This window comes from Bacillus sp. ISO11 (genome assembly GCF_003458115.1).
GTDB classification, from domain to species: Bacteria; Bacillota; Bacilli; order Bacillales; family Bacillaceae_G; genus Bacillus_A; species Bacillus_A cereus.
This window is the reverse complement of record NZ_QXCO01000024.1, coordinates 38,009-57,305: the sequence shown is the minus strand read 5'-3', so window position 1 is coordinate 57,305 and position 19,297 is coordinate 38,009. Positions and strand designations below refer to the sequence as shown.

The following is a 19,297-nucleotide window of genomic DNA, read 5'->3' as shown; positions in this document are numbered from 1 at the left end:
CGTACTCCTTTCAATATAAAAAACCATGAGAAAGAAACATTCCCCATGGTTTTCGGCATAGAAAAAGGAAGCCAAATAGCTCCCTTTTCACACGTTTATTAAAAATGGGTGAAGAGATTTCTATCGTTCAATAGTCACTATGCAATTGTTAAAAAAGGGCATACGTATCCCGTTAACAACTACATCATGAAAAATCGCACGACAAAAATAGATAAAATCTAAAAATTTGGCACGCGCAGCTAAAGAACGTTTCATCTCATTCACCCCTTTCGTACGGAATTTAATACTTACTTCTTTATTATACTTTCCAATTTCATGTTTGAATAGTCATTTTTCTGAAAATAATGAAGATAGACTAAACATTTCAATAAGTGACATCAAATCTTACAAAACTGTTATGTTCACGTAATGGAAAGCGATAGTACGAAAAGATGCCTCCCTATACAATAAAGATGTAAAACAAGAGTGACAAACACAAGGAGGAAACAAACATGATGAAAGAAATCGTAAAAGCAATCTTTGAGGTATTAGTGAACGGACAAGCAGTTGTAAAAGAACTAAATGAACTATAAAAAGGAGTGAAGAAATATGATGAACATGGTGAAAATGATTTTACACGCTTTAGTCGATGCAAAAGCAGTTAGCCAAGAATTAAACCAACAATAAAAAGGGGTATATGAATATGAAGAAAGCCATTATTATAATTGCAAGCACAGCAATCACTTTATACACAATAAAAAATAGAAAAAAGAAAAATAATGAAAATGTTCTATATTATCCATACACACTATTAGAGAAAAAATAAAAGACAAGGTACCCTATCGTAATGAGGATATCTTGTCTTTTATTTTTTCCATATTGTCTTTAGAGGATTTCCTTCTCCTTTTCCCGAATGTATTAAGCGGGATTTTTACACATATTTTAAAGGGGCATATATACAAATGGATACACAACAACTATATTTTTTAAACGATATCGGTAAACAAAAACCAGAAAGTATTCGGAATAGAAGCGCTGCATGTCCATTTTGCGATAAAGAACATTTAACGGATATTTTAGCAACTGATGGTTCTATTATTTGGTTAAAAAATAAATTTCCTACATTACAAGATACATTTCAAACGGTGCTGATTGAAACGGATAATTGCGAAGATCATATCGCAACATATACAGAAGAACATATGCGAAAATTAATGCAATTTTCTATTCAACATTGGTTACACTTACAGAAGAACGAAGAATTTGCATCTGTAATTTTATACAAAAATCACGGTCCATTTTCAGGTGGAAGTTTGCATCATGCACACATGCAAATTATCGGAATGAAATATGTAGATTATCTTGAAAATATGGAAGAAGAAAATTTTCAAGGGGTAATTGTTCAAAAAAATGAACGCATTGAGCTTAATATTTCAGAGCGTCCCATTATTGGCTTCACTGAATTCAATATAATCATTGATAATATTTCATATATAGATGAAATGGCAAATTACATTCAGCAAACTGTACGTTACGTACTGATAGATTTCCATAAAGGATGCAGTAGTTATAACTTATTCTTTTATTACTTAAATGGAAAAATCATTTGTAAAGTTGTACCTAGATTTGTCGTTTCACCATTGTATGTAGGATATAAAATACCGCAAGTTTCTACAAAACTAGAAGAGGTGAAAATACAACTCACGCAGTATTTCACGAAAGAAAAGGATGAAATTATTCATAAAAAAACAGAGTAGGTATAGAAAACCTACTCTTTGACCCCGCATTAATGAGCAGTAAAAGCCCGATTGGTGAAGACTAATAATCAGCGGGGGATGAACAGACTCCCCCACTGATTAAAGTTTCACTTTATTACACCTTTATTTCGATAGTACACATCTTCTAGTCCGATGTTATACTTCATGTTATTATCCGTCCACTCTGGCCCTAAATTCCCTGGCCATCCAGATGTATTCGCTATATATTTCAGTAATGCAAAATCAGTCAAACCTTTTTGCACCCCACGCTTATATCCTTTCATTAAATGCGGCATTGCAATTTGCGCATTTGTACGTGGATCTTTCAGCTCATCATCAGTTAAATGTTCTGGTGCAAGCCCGCCGCCGCGGTGTAGTTGAAACAATCCGAATGAAGTTCCATTATCTCCAACACTTCTTGGATTTAATCGACTTTCATGCTCGGCAATTGCAAGAGGTATCCATTCTGGAAGATTTACTTTCTTCGCTTCCTCTATAATGATTTGTTTCATCTGTTTTGCTTCTTCTGAATCAACATAGCTTGTTCGATTCACTAGCTTATCCATTCCTTCAGACTTTCCTTGGAAATATAAATATACTCCAAGAACAACTAAAAATCCTACAAAGAATTTCTTCACTACCTCTACCTCTTTCTCCGCTGAAATTTGTCCCCTTTCAGCCTTCCCTTTACAATTACCTACATTCTATTACTCTTTTATCATAGCAAATAACTATACGTATTATCATCATGCTTTAGACCGATTTTGTGAAAAAACAGCTGGTAAATACGTGCAAAAATGTAACTTTCATAGACTATAACGCATTTTTTGTATATAATTGTAAACTGAACTCTATATATAGAATAGGAGCGTACAAAATGAAAAAATGCCTAACACTCTTGTTCAGCATTTTACTACTCATCCCTACCTACACCTCTGCACAAACATCATCAAAACCAAAAGTACTTGTTTTGTATAGTACACAAGACGATAAAGTTTCAAATAATGTCCAAATCCTTAATACTCAATTAGGACATTTTACAAATGATATAACCGTAAAAAACTTAAAAGAAGCAACTTCAATTAATAACGTATCCTCCTATACACATATTGTTTATATCGGTGAAACAAAAGAAGCGTTTTCTGATGAAACGAAACAATTTCTAGAAAACTTCTCCGGCCCTGTATTAGTATTAGGACAAAATGTTGAACAATTATCTAAGCGTTTTTCTTTCATTACATTGAAGAGTGACGATATACGAGTTAATAAAATTGAATATCCAGAAAAGAAGCTAAAAAATACCTTAGAAGAGGAACGATTAATTCAATCATTTGATACGAATGGAACTGTGCTTGCTAACGCTTTAAGCTCAAATAACACTAACCCACTAATCGTTCAGCATGAAATATCTTATTATGTTGCAACACCTAACCTCTTTGACTGGATGTCTCATTACGTCGGTGAAATGTTATTTTCTTATTTCAGCCAAAAACCAACGAAAAATAAAGTTGAAGCTTATTTACGTCTTGAGGATGTTCACCCAGCAGCAGATATAAATCAATTGAAAGAAATTGCTGAATTACTAAAAGAGAAAAAGATGCCTTACATGATTACTGTTATTCCGGTATATAAAGATCCAGATACAGGAAAGATAATACATTTAAAAGATAAACCAGAACTAGTTGATCTTTTACGCTCTATGCAAGATGATGGTGCAGCAATTATTATGCATGGTTATACTCACCAATTTTATGACAGTGAAACAGGTGAGGGCTTTGAATTTTGGGATGTCAAAACAGATCAACCAATTCGCCAACCGAAGCATGAAAAACCGAAGACAAAAGATGACTTTCCAAATATAGAGGCATATAACCAATATGTAAAAAAAGGGGAAGAATTCGAGGAAAAATATACGAAAAATCATATTGAAAAAGGAATTCAAGAACTTGTAGATGCTAAACTATATCCTGTTGCCTTTGAAGCACCTCATTACACGATGTCTCAAAAAGGATATGAAATATTATCAAGGTACTTTTCAACTTATGTAGGACAACTACAGTTAAATGATACAACTTGGAAATCCATGCACTCACCATATTATACAAGTACTCCGTCATTTTTACATGGAATGAAACTATTGCCTGAAACAGTCGGATTTATTGAAGAAGATACGCCACAAACTATTGCTAAAATGAAAGAACGTGCTCTATCTGTTTCTAAATTATCCGATGGAATTATTGGTGCATTCTATCATCCTTACTTAGGTGTGAAACCATTAAAAGAAGTATTAAAGGATCTAGAAAGTATTCCAAATATAGAGTGGATTGATTTACAAAAGGAAAAGAATGAAGTAAAAATGAAAGATATTCATATTACGACGAATAAAGACGGCATTCACGTTGAAAAACCAACCAGTGCGAATGACATAATTGATTATATAAAGCAATATGGCTTCTTCCTTATACTGGGGTTCGTTATCATTGTCTTTCTTTTATTATTAAAACGTGCGAAGAAATTAGAATCCTAATACAAAACCACCAAGCATTCTGCTTGGTGGTTTTTTTAACTTAAACCAAAACGTGGCATGTTATTAATAACCCATTGATTATTTTCATAAATAAATTCAACTTCTACTTTTTCCGTTACATTATCATAGTCATTATACGTTTCTACCTGCGCTTTTATTTTCCCATCCTTTAACTCGGCAGAAATAATTTTTGTAAATTTAGTTGCTGCTTTTGACCCTGGATCTCCAATAGCATAGTGCATTTTTCCATTTAACTCTTTAATATATTTACTCTTCATATACTGTGCTATAAATGATTTTGAGAAGTACGTAGATAGCGTAGTCTCTAAATTATCTTTCTTATTATAAATAGGGTTCACTAATTCCCCGTATGAAAAATCCCCTACTCGTTTTGGGTTTCCTGTTAGTGCAGCCATTTGAACATTAGTCAGTTCCTTCTGTGCATTCCATACTTTCTGTAACATAACGTTATCTGCTAGCTTCTTATCTTTTACTTCATTTGATTTCTTTGTATCCAAATTCATGATAGTTCCATTATCCGTATAGAGATACATATCTCCTGCTACAAAATATAAATAGGATTTAGTTGGTTCAACCGCTTTATTATAAATTACCTTTTCATTTCCACCATTTATTTTCTTCTTATATACTCCATCCTTTTTTAAATAATAAAAAGTATCCCCTTTCACATTCATCTGCAAGGCATCCTTTACCAATAACTTTTCATTATTTTGTTGAACGTCTATTTCATATATGCCATGCTCAGCTTCATTTGTTTCAAAAGGTAACGAAAAGTCGACAACAGCATATAATTTTTCATTATTATACGTAGCACTAGATATTGTTGCATAATTTTCTTTTGACCAAGTTTTATTATCTTTTGTCATTTGTGTTCCACGATTTTTATTCCAATGTAGAATACTATCATCTATCGTTCGAGACCAACCAGAATTTTTAAATGCCGCTTCTTCTTCCTGTCCCGTCTTCAAATTGATTTTTGCGATCCCTACAATATCAAAACCACCATGCTCAGAATATTTTTTCGGATAAAATAAAGTTTGATCTTTTATATAAACATAATTTGTATCCGCTTTTAACGTATCTAACTTTTTATTTGATATATCATACTTCATTAAAGAAGATAATCCCGCATTCTTCTCTTCATCCGTATGAATAAAATATAAAGCTTTGTTTTTTATATTTATGTAAGAAGCATTTACACCTTCCACTACACGTTCCGAAGTCTGAAATTGATCTTTCGTACGATAAATGCCTCCTGTATTTTTATCACCATTTACCGCATAGTAAACCCATCCATTACTCTCTGCCATCTTCCCTTTATTAGAACTGTTTCCAACCGAATTCCCGTTTTTCTCAGTTTCTTTCATCTGTTTTTCAACTACTGGATCAATTTGTTCTTCTTTACTTTCTTGCGTTGCGTTGGGATTTATAGCCTTCTTTTCTGCTTCACAACCAAACGCTGCAACTGAAAGTGCACCGATCATCATTGTAATAGCTATTTTTTTATGTGCTTTCCCCATTTTCTCCCCTACTTCCTTCATCAAATTAAACATATCATAAATTATAGAAAAAATTAGAAAAAATATCCATAATAAAAAGAATAAGAGTACCTCTCCTATCCTTTCAAATAAAGCGAAACCTTAATCAGTCAGGGTCTTAATCCCCGGCAAATAGCGGGGTAAAATCGAATGGTATTTTCATATATTGTTTCTGCAACCTGATCAACAGATATGTTTTTTATAACACTAATTTCCTTTAATACATCTCGAATCATTCTCGGGTGCGTCATAACATCGTCTTGAAATTCCCACGGTCCATCTGTTTCTACCATCATATATTCAAGCGGATAATACGAAACAATTTTTCTAATCTTCTCCTTATGTAAAACATCCGGTGTAATCGAAATATAATAACCATTCTTCATCATCCGTTTCATTGTTTCATCACTTCCTTTAAACCAATGGAAATGTGCACGTGAAACTTTATATTTCTCTAGCAAATCACATACAGTGTCAGCATCTTCATAAACTGCGTGTAATATAATCGGCAAATTATACTTACTAGCTAGTTCTATAAATTTTTTCAATACAGCTATGTATGGATCTACAGCAATGCTTTCATCTTCTTTCCTCAAATAATAGGGCAAACCTACTTCACCAATCGCAACAATTTCCTCTGCGTTCTGTTCAATAAGTTTATAAATCTGTTCACACTCTTCTTTATGAATCTGTTGCTCTGGATGAAACCCTATCGCTGGATATATAAAGGGATACTTCTTCGCTAAAGATAACGTTTCCTTACAAGATTGATAATTCATAGATACAGCAATAAGCCCCTTTATTTCATTACTATTTTCCACCTCTTTCAGTAATCTGTTCTTCTCTTCATCCTTATATTGATCAACATGTATATGACTATCAATCCATTTCATCTTTATGCCCCCATAAAAAAAACAAGAAAGGACTTCCTTTCTTGTTTTAGCATCTATATTATTTAACAATTAAGTTTGTTATGATATCAAATAATCCAATACACACTACGGCAACAGTAAAGTAGCTACAGAAATCTTTAATTGGTAACTTCACTACTTCTTCTTTACGCATCCCATTTTTCTCCCTTCTTACTAGATCCCTAATTATTTTTCTATCTGTATCTATTATGCAAAAAATATGACAAATTTACTATCGAATTAACTTACGTAAACCTTACAATGTTGTAAGGTTTAAAAAAGGATCCTCATCTTTATTCAGATGAGGATTATTAAAAATTAGTTGGTTTTTCATTCTTCATTACAAACAGAAAGTAATACATTAAGACTTTCTAGTTACACTATATGAAAATTACTATCTTTTAACTATCGAATTACATTACAGAAGACTTACATGTTTGTAAGTTATGTGTAATGTAATTCGATAGTTTCCCTTACTTATATTTCGTACAATAAAGTTAGAAAGTAAGCCAAATAAGAAGAACAATCACATAACCAAATTGCATTGCTAGTAGCTACTCTTCTTATACCTTTCACCCATGCTACTACAATGTACCCCCTTCCCCTTTATATAATAAAAAAGCCTTAGTCTATATGGACTAAGGCTTTTTTGCTAACCCCTAAAATACCCTTACCCAGTATTTTTATTTTCGACAAAAAATAGCTGGGGGTATATTTCACTATCTCATCGTTAAAAGTTTACTTTTCGCATTTATAGGAATATTTGCAACCTCAATCTCTTCAATCGATTCACCGTAACGTCCTTTTGCAAAAACCTTTAATGCTTCATCTCTCTTTAACATATGCTTAACCGTTTTCTTTATTTTCTGCTCTCTACCACGTTCATCGAATGCAATAAATTCATATTCATACCACTCATCACCAATATGCTGACCAATTGTATTCACAACCGTATAGTATTCTTTCGTCTTATAAAATGGATTATATTTATCGATAACCGGTCCAAGTTTCGTAGGCAGTAACATTACTACTATCACTATCATCGCTATTATAGTAGTGATCATTTTTTTCTTCATAATAAACATTCCTCCTCTGCAGGATATATATACATCCATTTTAAAAAGGGGGAATAAAATCTACTATTGAATCTCATTACATTACACTTACATTTTTGTAAGAATTAAAAAAGGTGAACGAATTTACTCGTTCACCTTTTAGCTTGCTTTAAAGCCACCGCCAAGTACATCACGTACATCATGTATAACAACGAAAGCATCTTCATCTACCCGGCTAATAACTTGTTTTAACTTAACAAGCTCTTGTTTATTAATAACAACATATAAAACTTCTTTATTTTTACCAGTATATCCGCCGCGCCCTTCTAATACAGTAACACCGCGTGTCATATTTTTCGTAATAGCTTCACGAATTAAATCTGGTTGATTCGAAATAATCGTAACAGCCGTTTTTGTATCCATTCCTTCTACAATGAAATCAATCACCTTCGCTCCGATGAACACAGCTACAAGTGTATACATTGCCTTTTCTTGCCCTATTATAAATACAGAACCAGCAATTACAACAATATCAATAATTAGTACGCCTTTACCTACGCTCCAACCTAAATATTGATTTGCTAACCGAGCTAAGATTGCTGACCCTCCCGATGTACCTCCGGCTTTGAACATACAGCCTAATCCAATACCCACAAATAAACCAGCAAATAAAGCTGCTAATAATGTATCACTATTTACATGATACTCAATATGTTCTGTAACGTATAAAAACAAAGATGTTTCTACAATCCCTAAAATTGTATAAATCATTGTTTTCTTATCAAAAAATTTATAACCAATAGCTAGTAAAATTGCATTTATAGCAAAATTCACAATCCCTGGTGACCAATCAAATAAGTAGTACGTAACAACCGTTAAACCAATAATTCCACCTTCCGATAAACGGTTTGGAATTGCAAAGTAATTAATACCAATTGCGAATAATAATGAACCAATTGTAATTAGTGTTATTTCCTTTATACGTTGATTAACCATAGTTCATACCCTCCCCCCATTTGACATTGTATCACTATCTCCTAGAGGTTTAGAAGTGGTTTTTATTCCGCATTTTCCCTCTTAAAAATTGAAATATTATGTTTAAACAGAGGGTTGATTAATTATTCATATTTGCTCTAACTGCACGGACAAATTGCTCCACATTCCCTTTCTGAATATACTTAGCGCGAATGGTTTCATGATTACAAGTAAACTCAAAGTACGGATGAAAATCTATGCTATCTATATGCAAATATGAGTACTCTTTAAATGTTGAAGGATAGTAAGGAAATTTCCCGTAAAACAGGAGGCGTCTAGTAGTGGCAACAAAAATTCCATGTTGATAACATAACATGAAATTATCCTTCTCAAAGATCCCTACCACAAAAACCAAAATCTTTTCATCATCATCTACATACTTTTTCATACTCGATAAAAGTTCATTCATGCATATTCCTCCAAATTCTATTCACTGCTTTAACACTTGAAAAGAATCCATGGATATTACAGACCGGTTTAACTCCTTTATAAAGTATGAAACGCGTTTCCTGTCAAAGATATTTCAAAAAAATAATCCGTTATGCGATTATACACATAACGGATTAAGATTAAACTGTAGAGCGTTCCACAAGTTCGTATGGAATTTCCAGCTTTTCTTGTTTAGAACTCTCGTCATTCACTTTTCTATGCAACATTTCAAAAGCAGTTTTCCCTATCTCCTTTAAATTTTGATCAATAGTTGTCAATTGTAACACTTGCGAGATAGGTTGATTATCAAAGCCAATAATCGCTAAATCCTCAGGAACTTGAATCCCTAATTTTTCAACCTCTGTCATAACCCCAATCGCAACTTCATCACCTGCTACTATTAATGCTCCAGGAAGATCCTGCATCTCTTTTAACTTATGGGCCACTTTTACACCATCTTCTAGTGTAAAACATTCTGTAAAAATCCATTCTTCGTTAACCTCTTCATCTATAGATTGCAATTGCTGTTTATAAACATCAAAACGCTTTTGACTACTCGGCCCTAATTTTCTTCCCGTACAATAGCCAATTTTTTTATAACCTTTCTCAATCAAATAATCCATTCCTAATTGAAAGGCCGCTGAATGATTCGTATATACACTTGAGATGTTTGAAATATCATTGTCTTCACAAGCAATTATTGCGCCGTAAGAAGCATACGGTTCTATCGTTTCCCAATCATTTGCACGTGAACAAATAATAAGACCATCCAATTGTTTTGTTTTTAACATATGTAAACTTTTCATTTCTTCTTTTTTATTATAATTCGTTTGGCAAAGTAGCACCCTGTAATTATGCGCTAACGCAGTCTCCATCATTCCGCTCACCATCGCATCAAAACACGGATGATTAATATACGGTAAAATCACACCAACAATATTCGTTTTTCCTTTTGATAAATGAACAGCATTTGCATTTTGCGAGTAATTCAATTTCTCAACTATCTCTATAACCGCTTTCCTTTTTTCTTCACTTACATATGGGTGATCATTCAACACTCTCGAAACAGTCGTAACTGAAACTCCCGCCATCTTTGCAATATCTTTAATATTAGCCATACACTCACCTCTACCTTTAAGTTAATGAATCTCATGAACATATGTCAAATCTTCTTATCATTACACCTTCATTCGTTTCTCTTACAAAAGTGTAATTTTTCTGTAAGCTAATTCGATAGTGAATTTCCGCAACATTTCATACAATTAAGTCAGAGACAAGGTAACAACTATTCGAAAAGGAGCGGATTAATATGATGAACAAAATGAAAACGAACAATTTCTTACATACAATGGGCATGGTATTTTCCGCCCTTATCGACGCAAAAGCTGTTGCTTCTACATTAAACAAGTAAGGAGAATATATTATGAATAACATCACTTTTAACAAATTAGATTTTTTAGGACTAGCTAGTGGCTCGCTTCTTCTTACTGCTTTTATTTACACCGCTACGCTTGTATAACTTTGTGTCCCCTTTCCCCTTTATTATAAATAGTAATAGAAAAGACGACCGTCTATGCCCGGTCGTCTTTTCTTATTTTTGATTTGATTGCAAAGCTTCTTTTAACTCCTCAAACTTCTCATTTAATTGATCTGTCATCATTTTCATAGCGGTTTTTCGATCTATTTGTTCTCCACCCTCAATTTGAATTGGATCTCCAAAAATCAATTGTGCCTTTTTCCCCTTTATTAATTCTTTTACACTTGATGGACCAACATAAGCTGCTGGTACTAACGGAACATTAGAACGCATCGCAATTGTCACAGCACCCGCTTTTAATGAAACATCTTCCGCTGATCTCGTTCCACTTGGAAAAATCCCTACTACCTTTCCTTCTTTTAATAAACGTGATGGAATTTTAAGTGTACTCGGTCCCGGATTCGCGCGATCTACAGGGAATGCATTTACATTTTTAAAGAACCAATTTTTGAATTTCCCTTCAAATAATTCTTTTTTTGCCATGTAATGAATTTGAGTTGGGTACATCCCTGTAGCTAACATTAATACATCCATAAAACTTGTATGTGTACACGCAACAACATACGGACCACCTTCTGGTAGCTTTTCTCTTCCTTGCACTTCTACTTTCCCAGCTGTTTTAAATATATATTTCAACAAAAATGTAATTGGTTTATACATTTATTTCGTTCCTTTCTAAACATCCGAAGTATAATCATATTCTTACAACAATTATAACACTAAGTTTTAGGAGTTGGTAATAAAAATAAGTATGAATTGTTAAATTTCAATTCTTACAAAAGTGTAATTTTCTTGTAAGCTAATTCGATAGTTACTTCTCACTATATTTCATACAATTAAGTCAGAAACAGGGCAACAACTATTCGAAAAGGAGTCGATTGATATGATGAACAATATGAAAACGAACAATTTCTTACATACAATGGGCATGGTATTATCGGCTCTTTTCGATGCAAAAGCTGTTGCTTCTACATTAAACAAGTAAGGAGAACTCATTATGAATAACATCACTTTTAACAAATTAGACTTTTTAGGATTAGCTAGCGGCTCTCTTCTTCTTACTGCTTTTATTTACGCTGCTACGCTTGTATAACTTTGTGTCCCCTTTCCCCTTTATATAGAAAAAGACGACCGTCTATGCCCGGTCGTCTTTTTAATTTTTTCTTTCTTTCAATTCTTTTAAAAGCTGTATCAGCTCAGCTTGTTGTTTTATCTTTTTACGACCATTCCGATTAATTGCTGCAAGCTCACAGGCAACTCCGACGGCGAAGAAAAACAATAAACTTTCTAACATGTAAAATCCTCCATTTGCCTATTAAACAGCTTGACGTAATTGTTCTTCTTGTAAAACTCTCTTATTTATATTTTCTTCTTTTCTCTGACAAACGTTATTGCGAATAAGCGCCGCAATAACAAGTACAGTCCCTATAATATCAAACATTGTGATTTGATACCCTTGCATCATCATAATAGCTAAAGTCGTAATTGGTACAAAATTAATAAATAAAATCCCATTAATGGATGATAAAATTTTCACACCATAGTTCCAAGCAAGTAGCGCTACAATACCTGGCAATGTCATCATAAATAACAAATCATATTTCACAATAGAAATCGTTCCCATACTCGGAACTGAAATATATCCAAGCGACGTAATAATTACCGTTATAATCGCTGTAACAGTCGCACCGAATACACACGTCAACGTAGAATAACGTAATGTTGACCAATCACTACAAGTTTGACCACCCATCGTATAAATAACCCAGCCTACAACACCAATAAATATAAATGCTAATGGGAACATATTATCTTTCAATGTTACAAAGAAACTCATTTCACCTTTTGTAATAACAAACACAGCTCCTACAAAAGCAATAACCATACTCGTTATCATATACTTCTTCGGTTTTATATGCTTATATCCCCATAAAATACAAATAGAAATCATCGGCATAAGTGCTTCCATAATGGAAGCTACCATTACACCCGACTTACCCATCAACATTTGCCCTAAAAATATGAGGACATTATATACTGTAAATGCCATCGTTCCAAAAAAGACGAGTAATTTTCCTCTTTCCTCTAAACGAAATGCCTGTTTTCCTTCTTTCATTAACAACAATACAATCAGCATTATCGCCACTGCTCCATAGCGAATAAGCGAAAAATAAAATGGATCTATGTATTCTAGCGCATGATCAGCAACTGGAAACATCGCTCCCCATGACATACTCGCAATTAAACACGCTAAAGCCCCTATTATCATTTGACCCCTTCTCACCGCAATCCCCCGTTTCTTTCTATTTGCACAAAGAGAATTGTAAAAGAAAAAATATATCACGTAAAATGATTCAAAATGATGTTAACTATCATTTATAATGATAGTTAACATCAAGGGGGATTACAAAATGGAATTACGAGACTTACAAATCTTTAAAAGCGTTGCCGATCAGGGTAGTGTAAGTAGCGCAGCAAAGGAATTAAATTATGTACAATCAAATGTAACTGCACGTATTAAACAACTAGAAAACGAATTAAAAACCCCACTCTTTTACCGCCATAAACGAGGAATGACTTTAACAGCTGAAGGAAGAAAAATGCTCGTTTATGTTAGTAAAATTTTGCAAGATGTCGACGAACTAAAACAAGTATTTTTAGATAGCGAAACACCCTCCGGTATATTAAAAATCGGTACAGTCGAAACAGTAAGTACACTGCCTACCATTTTATCTTCTTACTATAAAAGCTATCCGAATGTCGATTTATCATTACAAGCGGGTCTAACAGAAGAATTAATTAGAGAAGTACTAGATCATCAATTGGATGGCGCCTTTATATCAGGTCCTATTAAACATCCACTAATCGAACAATACGATGTTAGTACAGAGAAATTAATGCTTATAACACAAAATAAAGCCTTTCATATAGAAGAATTTACAACAACTCCTCTACTCGTTTTTAACCAAGGATGTGGATACCGCTCCAAACTAGAACGTTGGCTTAAAGATGAAGGTTTGCTACCAAAAAGAATTATGGAATTCAATATATTAGAGACAATATTAAACAGCGTTGCACTCGGCCTCGGAATTACACTCGTACCACAGTCTGCTGTCCATCATCTTTCTAAAGCAGGTAAGGTACATTGTCATGCAATCCCTGAAAAATACGGCAGTATTTCAACGGTTTTCATACGCCGTAAAGATAGCTATATGACGAATTCAATGCGTAGTTTTTTAAAAACAATTGAAGAACATCATCATATCAATATGCTATGAAAGACATTCTTACACGAATGTCTTTTTTTCTTACAAAAGTGTAAGTCTTTCGTAAGCTAATTCGATAGTTGCAAGTAGACATATTTCCTATAATTAAGACATAAGCAGGGCAACAACAATTCGAAAAGGAGCGGATACGCATGATGAACAATATGAAATCAAATAAACTTTTAAATACAATGGGCATGGTGCTATCCGCACTTGTCGATGCAAAAGCTGTTGCAACTACATTAAACAAATAAGGAGAGATTATAATGAACAACATTACTTTCAACAAATCAGACTTTATCGGACTTGCAAGTGGAGCTACTCTTCTTACGGCTTTCATTTATACACTTGCTCAAGGTCTTGTTTAACACTTTGTTTCCCCAACCCCCTTTATATATAGAAAAAGCTGCTCGTCTTATAGACAAGCAGCTTTTTAGTTTGTTTCATATACAATTTGACCTGTTTTCGTAATATCATATCCGCCAATCGCATTTAATTCATTATGAAATTCTTCCGATTGCAGAATGTCTTTCACAACTTCAATCAACTCTTCATTTTCTTTATTCTTCAAAATTACTAAATCATACTGTTCTTTCATGATTGGAATAAAGTCCACATTTACAATTTGCGAAAACTTTTCTGAACCTACTCCTACATCAGCGTTTCCATTTGCAACTTGCGTGGCAACACCAAGATGATTCGATTCTTCCCATTCATATCCACTAATACGTTCTTTATTTAACTTTTGAATGCGCAATTGTTCATCGACTAACACCCTAATACCAGAACCTTTTTCTCGATTTACAAATCGTATAGATGATTGAGATAAATCGGCCCATGTTTTTATATTTTTAGGATTTCCCTTTTGCACATAAAACCCAACGTTCCTTGCTAATAAATTAATCATAGTACATGGTTGTCCAACTAAAATACGTTTTACGTAAGGAACATTATATGTACCCGTTTCTCCATCAAACAAATGAAGACTAACGATACTTCCTTCTCCTTGATACATTTTTATTAAACTCGTTAAACTACCTTGATATGCCCTTAATATATTTGAACTTGGCAGGCGATTTTCTATACGTTTTGCCAACATATCTAACGTTAGTTCTTGTCCGCTAATAATACATGTATCCAAGCCTCTACTATCTTCGCTCTTTACAGGAGTACCTTGTATTTTCCCTGTTTTCATTTGCTTTATATATTGTTCTAAATCTGCTGCATCAATGCGCATCTGTCTACCAACTCTATAAGAAGGAAGTTCTCCTTTTTTAATTAAGTCGTATACAGTTAATTTTGATACTTTTAATCGCTTTGCTACTTCTTCCGTTGTGTAGGAATGATGATCCATAGACGATTCCTCACTTTCTCCTTTCATTGTAACAAAGAAAAGAATATTTCTCCTATTTTTTAAAAATAGATATATGTTCAAATTACATTCAATTATAACTAGTTATATTTAGATATAATTAGTTATAATTAGATGTATCAAAACGAAAGGGGATTTTTTTATGAATAAATTTACATTACGTTCCATCGGGGCACTTATACTTTCTTTCCTTCTTATATTTAGTGCTGCTTGTACAAGTGGGGAAAAGCATACAAAGTCAGCTGCTAAAGAGGATAAAACAGTTGAACTGACTATCTCAGCTGCTGCAAGCTTACAAGATGCATTAAAAGAAATCGAAAAACAATATAAAGAAAAAGAGCCAAATATCAAACTTTCTTTTAACTTCGGTGCTTCTGGAGCACTTCAACAACAAATTGAACAAGGTGCACCTGCTGATTTATTCTTCTCTGCAGCAGAAGATAAATTCCAAACCCTTGTAAAAAAAGGATTCATTAGTGAAAAAGAAGGGAAAAATCTTCTTGGAAATGAACTAGTTCTAGTCATCCCTAAAGATAGTTCACTTACAAAATTTCAAGATTTAAAAGATGAGAAAATCAAAAAAATTGCACTTGGTACACCTGAATCTGTACCTGCTGGCAAATATGCAAAGGCTTCTCTAACACACGAAAACCTTTGGAATGATGTTCAAAATAAAGTCGTATTTACAAAAGATGTTCGCCAAGTGTTAACATATGTAGAAACAGGGAATGTCGATGCTGGCATCGTATACAAAACAGATGCTCTCATTTCGGATAAAGTAAAGATTGGTGAGACAGCAGCAGCTACTTCTCATGAGCCAATCCACTATCCTTTAGGTGTTATAAAGGAATCTAAACATAAGAAAGAGGCGACTTCATTTTATGAGTATTTGCAGTCAAAAGATGCACAATCTATCTTTAAGAGATATGGATTTACAGTTCTGTCGTAATTACTATGAGCATTGATGCTATTTTATCGCCTGTCTTTCTATCTTTAAGAGTAGCTGCGTGCGCCACTATTCTCGTTACAATTTTAGGGACAATTGTCGGGCGAGCACTAGCTCGCTCCTCATGGCGATATAAAGTACTATTAGAAACCATATTTTTATTACCAATGGTACTTCCACCAACTGTTATCGGCTTCTTTCTCATTATCATCTTTGGAAACAACAGCCCGATCGGAAAGTGGGTTGAATCATTATTTCAGCAGTCTATTATGTTCACATCTACTGCTGCGATCATCGCTTCTACAGTTGTTGCATTTCCGCTTATGTACCAATCAGCGAAAACGGGATTTTCTATCACAAATGTACAAATTGAAGAAAGTGCTCGTGACCTTGGCGCAAGTGAATATCAAGTTTTTCTGCACGTTACACTTCCACTCGCATTTCCTGCCTTACTAAGCGGGATGATTTTGAGCTTTGTCCGCGCGCTCGGTGAGTTTGGTGCTACACTCATGTTTGCCGGGAACATTCCTGGCAAAACACAGACAATCCCAACTGCAATTTACATGGCTATTGATGCAAGTAATATGCAACTCGCCTGGACACTTGTAGTTATTACTATCGGTATGTCACTCGTATTTCTACTATGTATTCAACTTATTAATAAAAGAATCACTAACTCTTAAAGCAGCTTTTGTCGAAGCTGCTTCTTTATTTCTTAGGAAATAAAATATACCAATGGGAAATAACTGAATTTTACCTCTTATTTAAATATACATTTTATTCGAATTCACTTTCTAAAATAGGCAATTTCCTGTTATTATATGGAGGTGTTTCAAAAAATGAAGAAATGAAAACGCATTTATATCGTGAATTCTTCATCCTGTTTTAGCGATCGGTAATCTTCTACTCTATTAGTGGGGCATTACCGATCGTTAGAACGATATGTAACTATATTGGTATAGCAAACCGAAGGGAGTCTTGTAATGGACATTTTATTAGCGCTTCTTCCTGCAATTGCATGGGGAAACATCTTATTAGTAAGCGTAAAAATGGGCGGTGGTGCATATAGCCAAACGGTAGGTATGACAATCGGTGCTCTATTCTTCGCAACAATTATGTATGTATTTACTCAACCAGCTTTAACAATGACAATCTTAATTGTTGGTTTTATTTCAGGTTTATTCTGGGCTTTAGGACAAGTAAACCAATTAAAAACAGTTGAAAAACTAGGTGTTTCAACTACTGTAACGATTTCTACTGGTATGCAACTTGTTGCAACTTCTATCTTTGGGGTTATCGCTTTCCGTGAGTGGACTACTACTACAACGATCATTCTGGGAACGATTGCAATCCTATTAATTGTAGTTGGTGTTGTATTCACATCATTAGATGATAAAGAAAATGCTCAGCCACCTGGACAATTGAAAAAAGGACTTCTTACTTTAATTGTTTCTACTTTCGGCTATCTTGTATATGTAATTATTATTCGTTGGTATAATATTGATGGTTGGTCTGCTATTTTACCACAAGCAGTTGGTATGTTTGTTGGTGCGGTTGTACTGACGTCTAAACATAAACCGTTTAACAAATATGCAATCCGTAATGCTTTGTCTGGTTTACTATGGGGAACTGGAAACTTATTCTTACTTCTTTCATTACCACGTGTTGGAGTAGCAACAAGCTTCCCATTATCTCAAACTGGAATCGTTATCTCAACATTCGGTGCGATTGTCTTCTTAGGTGAAAAGAAAACAAAACGTCAATTGATATTTATTGCACTAGGTAGTGTTTTAATTATTGGCGGCGCTGTATTGTTAGGTATGACAAAAGCATAAACTTATATTCTATTAATAAACCCCTGAAGCATATATGCTTCAGGGGTTTTTCAATTCTAATTATTTTCTAGATATAATTATTTGTATGTTCTTGCCCCTTATAATTGCTCTTCCACTCTAGCAAACCAGCTACACATATAAAGAGATTAATAACAGTTAATATTAGCATGAATTTCCGCCTTCTCATTATCGATTCCATCTACGGTAAGTCTTTTCTTTTTACAACATTCTCTTAAAGATGATATCGTTTTTATAACATATCTCTACTAGAAAGGAATAAAGAATATGCTAACTAAACATCGAATTTTATTTATTGGTGCCGGTCGTATGGCAGAAGCTATATTTTCCGGATTACTTAAAACAAGCAAAGAGTACATCGAAGAAATTATCGTCTCTAATCGAAGCAACGTAGAAAAGCTAAAACAGTTACAACATCGATATAATGTGTCTACTGCAACAGATTGGAAACAGCATGTTACATCTGTTGATACGGTTGTTTTAGCAATGCCACCTTCTGCTCATGAAGAGTTATTAGCTGAGCTATCTCCGTTAATATCAAATCAACTAGTCGTAACAGTCGCAGCTGGCATTGGACCATCTTATTTAGAAGCTAGACTCCCAAAGGGCACGCCTGTTGCTTGGATTATGCCTAATACAGCTGCTGAAATTGGAAAATCTATCTCCTTATATACAATGGGACAATCAGTAAATGAGATGCATCAAGAAACCCTGCAACTGCTTTTAAAAGGTATTGGTACTTCGCAACTTTGTACTGAGGAAGAAGTTCATCAGCTTACTGCAGTTACTGGAAGTGCACCAGCCTTCCTTTATTACTTTGCTGAAAGCTTAATTGAAACAACAAAAAGTTATGGAGTCGATGAAGAAACCGCAAAACATCTTGTCATTCAAATGATTTCTGGCTCTGCTTCTATGCTCGAACAAACGCAAAATCCAGCTAACCTCCGCGAACAAGTAACAACGCCAGGTGGTTCCACAGCTGAGGGTCTCAAAACTTTATACGAATATAATTTTTCAGAGGCAATTCAAAAAGCAGTAGAAGCAACAAACAAAAAAGCTAGGGGGAAATAA

At 34.0% G+C, this 19,297-nt stretch carries 23 protein-coding genes; 11 read left to right on the top strand and 12 right to left on the bottom strand.

Annotated elements, in window-relative coordinates:
* Positions 1-120 precede the first annotated feature (120 nt).
* The gene (locus tag D1166_RS31870) at positions 121-255 is read right to left on the bottom strand and encodes an RAxF-45 family protein (protein WP_000830643.1); all 135 of its coding nucleotides are present in this window, start codon (positions 253-255) and stop codon (positions 121-123) included.
* Between the two features lie 421 nt (positions 256-676).
* Here D1166_RS31870 and D1166_RS22165 point away from each other — a divergent pair, with 421 nt between their 5' ends.
* Together D1166_RS22165 and D1166_RS22160 are read left to right on the top strand one after the other, a co-directional pair.
* A complete protein-coding gene (locus D1166_RS22165; protein ID WP_001998915.1) occupies positions 677-805 on the top strand; it encodes a hypothetical protein in 129 nt (42 codons plus the stop codon).
* Positions 806-941: 136 nt separating this feature from the next.
* Positions 942-1,736: a DUF4931 domain-containing protein gene (locus D1166_RS22160; RefSeq protein WP_097856321.1), complete on the top strand. Its 795-nt coding sequence runs from the start codon at positions 942-944 to the stop codon at positions 1,734-1,736.
* 107 nt (positions 1,737-1,843) lie between these two features.
* On the opposite strand, the gene D1166_RS22155 is transcribed toward D1166_RS22160, so the two are convergent.
* Positions 1,844-2,374 (bottom strand): transglycosylase SLT domain-containing protein, encoded by a 531-nt coding sequence (locus tag D1166_RS22155; protein WP_118043431.1) that lies wholly within the window; start codon positions 2,372-2,374, stop codon positions 1,844-1,846.
* A 239-nt stretch (positions 2,375-2,613) separates the two neighbouring features.
* Here D1166_RS22155 and D1166_RS22150 point away from each other — a divergent pair, with 239 nt between their 5' ends.
* Entirely contained in the window at positions 2,614-4,263 is a 1,650-nt protein-coding gene (locus D1166_RS22150; protein ID WP_065702670.1) for a DUF2334 domain-containing protein, read from the top strand.
* Between the two features lie 35 nt (positions 4,264-4,298).
* Here the strand turns inward: D1166_RS22150 and D1166_RS22145 are convergent, their stop codons facing one another.
* The 6 genes from D1166_RS22145 to D1166_RS22120 all read right to left on the bottom strand — a co-directional run bounded on the left by D1166_RS22145 (position 4,299) and on the right by D1166_RS22120 (position 10,370).
* Positions 4,299-5,804 carry a DL-endopeptidase inhibitor IseA family protein gene (locus D1166_RS22145; protein WP_000513543.1) on the bottom strand — a complete coding sequence of 502 codons (1,506 nt, stop codon included), beginning with the start codon at positions 5,802-5,804 and terminating at the stop codon, positions 4,299-4,301.
* A 128-nt stretch (positions 5,805-5,932) separates the two neighbouring features.
* Positions 5,933-6,715: a TatD family hydrolase gene (locus tag D1166_RS22140; protein WP_000871064.1), complete on the bottom strand. Its 783-nt coding sequence runs from the start codon at positions 6,713-6,715 to the stop codon at positions 5,933-5,935.
* A gap of 737 nt (positions 6,716-7,452) precedes the next feature.
* The gene (locus D1166_RS22135; RefSeq protein WP_000728422.1) at positions 7,453-7,809 is read right to left on the bottom strand and encodes a YxeA family protein; all 357 of its coding nucleotides are present in this window, start codon (positions 7,807-7,809) and stop codon (positions 7,453-7,455) included.
* A 138-nt stretch (positions 7,810-7,947) separates the two neighbouring features.
* On the bottom strand, positions 7,948-8,784 hold the full coding sequence (locus D1166_RS22130; RefSeq protein ID WP_000248040.1) for a YitT family protein: 837 nt from the start codon (positions 8,782-8,784) through the stop codon (positions 7,948-7,950).
* Between the two features lie 118 nt (positions 8,785-8,902).
* A complete protein-coding gene (locus D1166_RS22125) occupies positions 8,903-9,232 on the bottom strand; it encodes a PH domain-containing protein (protein ID WP_001004250.1) in 330 nt (109 codons plus the stop codon).
* 160 nt (positions 9,233-9,392) lie between these two features.
* Entirely contained in the window at positions 9,393-10,370 is a 978-nt protein-coding gene (locus tag D1166_RS22120) for a LacI family DNA-binding transcriptional regulator (protein WP_001273906.1), read from the bottom strand.
* A gap of 305 nt (positions 10,371-10,675) precedes the next feature.
* On the opposite strand from D1166_RS22120, the gene D1166_RS22115 reads away from it, so the two are divergent.
* Positions 10,676-10,771: a DUF3948 family protein gene (locus D1166_RS22115; RefSeq protein ID WP_001060008.1), complete on the top strand. Its 96-nt coding sequence runs from the start codon at positions 10,676-10,678 to the stop codon at positions 10,769-10,771.
* Positions 10,772-10,843: 72 nt separating this feature from the next.
* Here the strand turns inward: D1166_RS22115 and D1166_RS22110 are convergent, their stop codons facing one another.
* Entirely contained in the window at positions 10,844-11,449 is a 606-nt protein-coding gene (locus tag D1166_RS22110; RefSeq protein WP_000277779.1) for a lysophospholipid acyltransferase family protein, read from the bottom strand.
* A gap of 337 nt (positions 11,450-11,786) precedes the next feature.
* Between D1166_RS22110 and D1166_RS22105 the strand changes: the two genes are divergently transcribed.
* Entirely contained in the window at positions 11,787-11,882 is a 96-nt protein-coding gene (locus D1166_RS22105; protein WP_001060007.1) for a DUF3948 family protein, read from the top strand.
* A 60-nt stretch (positions 11,883-11,942) separates the two neighbouring features.
* On the opposite strand, the gene D1166_RS22100 is transcribed toward D1166_RS22105, so the two are convergent.
* Together D1166_RS22100 and D1166_RS22095 are read right to left on the bottom strand one after the other, a co-directional pair.
* Positions 11,943-12,083 (bottom strand): YrzO family protein, encoded by a 141-nt coding sequence (locus D1166_RS22100; protein WP_000894065.1) that lies wholly within the window; start codon positions 12,081-12,083, stop codon positions 11,943-11,945.
* Between the two features lie 21 nt (positions 12,084-12,104).
* Positions 12,105-13,073, bottom strand: a complete 969-nt coding sequence (locus D1166_RS22095; protein WP_118043430.1) for a DMT family transporter — start codon at positions 13,071-13,073, stop codon at positions 12,105-12,107.
* 127 nt (positions 13,074-13,200) lie between these two features.
* Between D1166_RS22095 and D1166_RS22090 the strand changes: the two genes are divergently transcribed.
* Both D1166_RS22090 and D1166_RS22085 read left to right on the top strand, forming a co-directional pair.
* Positions 13,201-14,067: a LysR family transcriptional regulator gene (locus D1166_RS22090; RefSeq protein ID WP_000423032.1), complete on the top strand. Its 867-nt coding sequence runs from the start codon at positions 13,201-13,203 to the stop codon at positions 14,065-14,067.
* 254 nt (positions 14,068-14,321) lie between these two features.
* Entirely contained in the window at positions 14,322-14,423 is a 102-nt protein-coding gene (locus tag D1166_RS22085; RefSeq protein WP_001060018.1) for a DUF3948 family protein, read from the top strand.
* A gap of 65 nt (positions 14,424-14,488) precedes the next feature.
* Here the strand turns inward: D1166_RS22085 and D1166_RS22080 are convergent, their stop codons facing one another.
* Positions 14,489-15,436, bottom strand: a complete 948-nt coding sequence (locus D1166_RS22080) for a substrate-binding domain-containing protein (RefSeq protein ID WP_097856318.1) — start codon at positions 15,434-15,436, stop codon at positions 14,489-14,491.
* A gap of 133 nt (positions 15,437-15,569) precedes the next feature.
* Here D1166_RS22080 and modA point away from each other — a divergent pair, with 133 nt between their 5' ends.
* From modA to proC, 4 genes are all read left to right on the top strand, one after another.
* Positions 15,570-16,376, top strand: a complete 807-nt coding sequence (gene modA / locus D1166_RS22075; RefSeq protein ID WP_097856317.1) for a molybdate ABC transporter substrate-binding protein — start codon at positions 15,570-15,572, stop codon at positions 16,374-16,376.
* A gap of 5 nt (positions 16,377-16,381) precedes the next feature.
* Positions 16,382-17,056 carry a molybdate ABC transporter permease subunit gene (gene modB / locus D1166_RS22070; RefSeq protein WP_097856316.1) on the top strand — a complete coding sequence of 225 codons (675 nt, stop codon included), beginning with the start codon at positions 16,382-16,384 and terminating at the stop codon, positions 17,054-17,056.
* A gap of 300 nt (positions 17,057-17,356) precedes the next feature.
* A complete protein-coding gene (locus tag D1166_RS22060) occupies positions 17,357-18,208 on the top strand; it encodes a GRP family sugar transporter (RefSeq protein WP_000353544.1) in 852 nt (283 codons plus the stop codon).
* A gap of 285 nt (positions 18,209-18,493) precedes the next feature.
* On the top strand, positions 18,494-19,297 hold the full coding sequence (gene proC, locus D1166_RS22055) for a pyrroline-5-carboxylate reductase (RefSeq protein ID WP_000956278.1): 804 nt from the start codon (positions 18,494-18,496) through the stop codon (positions 19,295-19,297).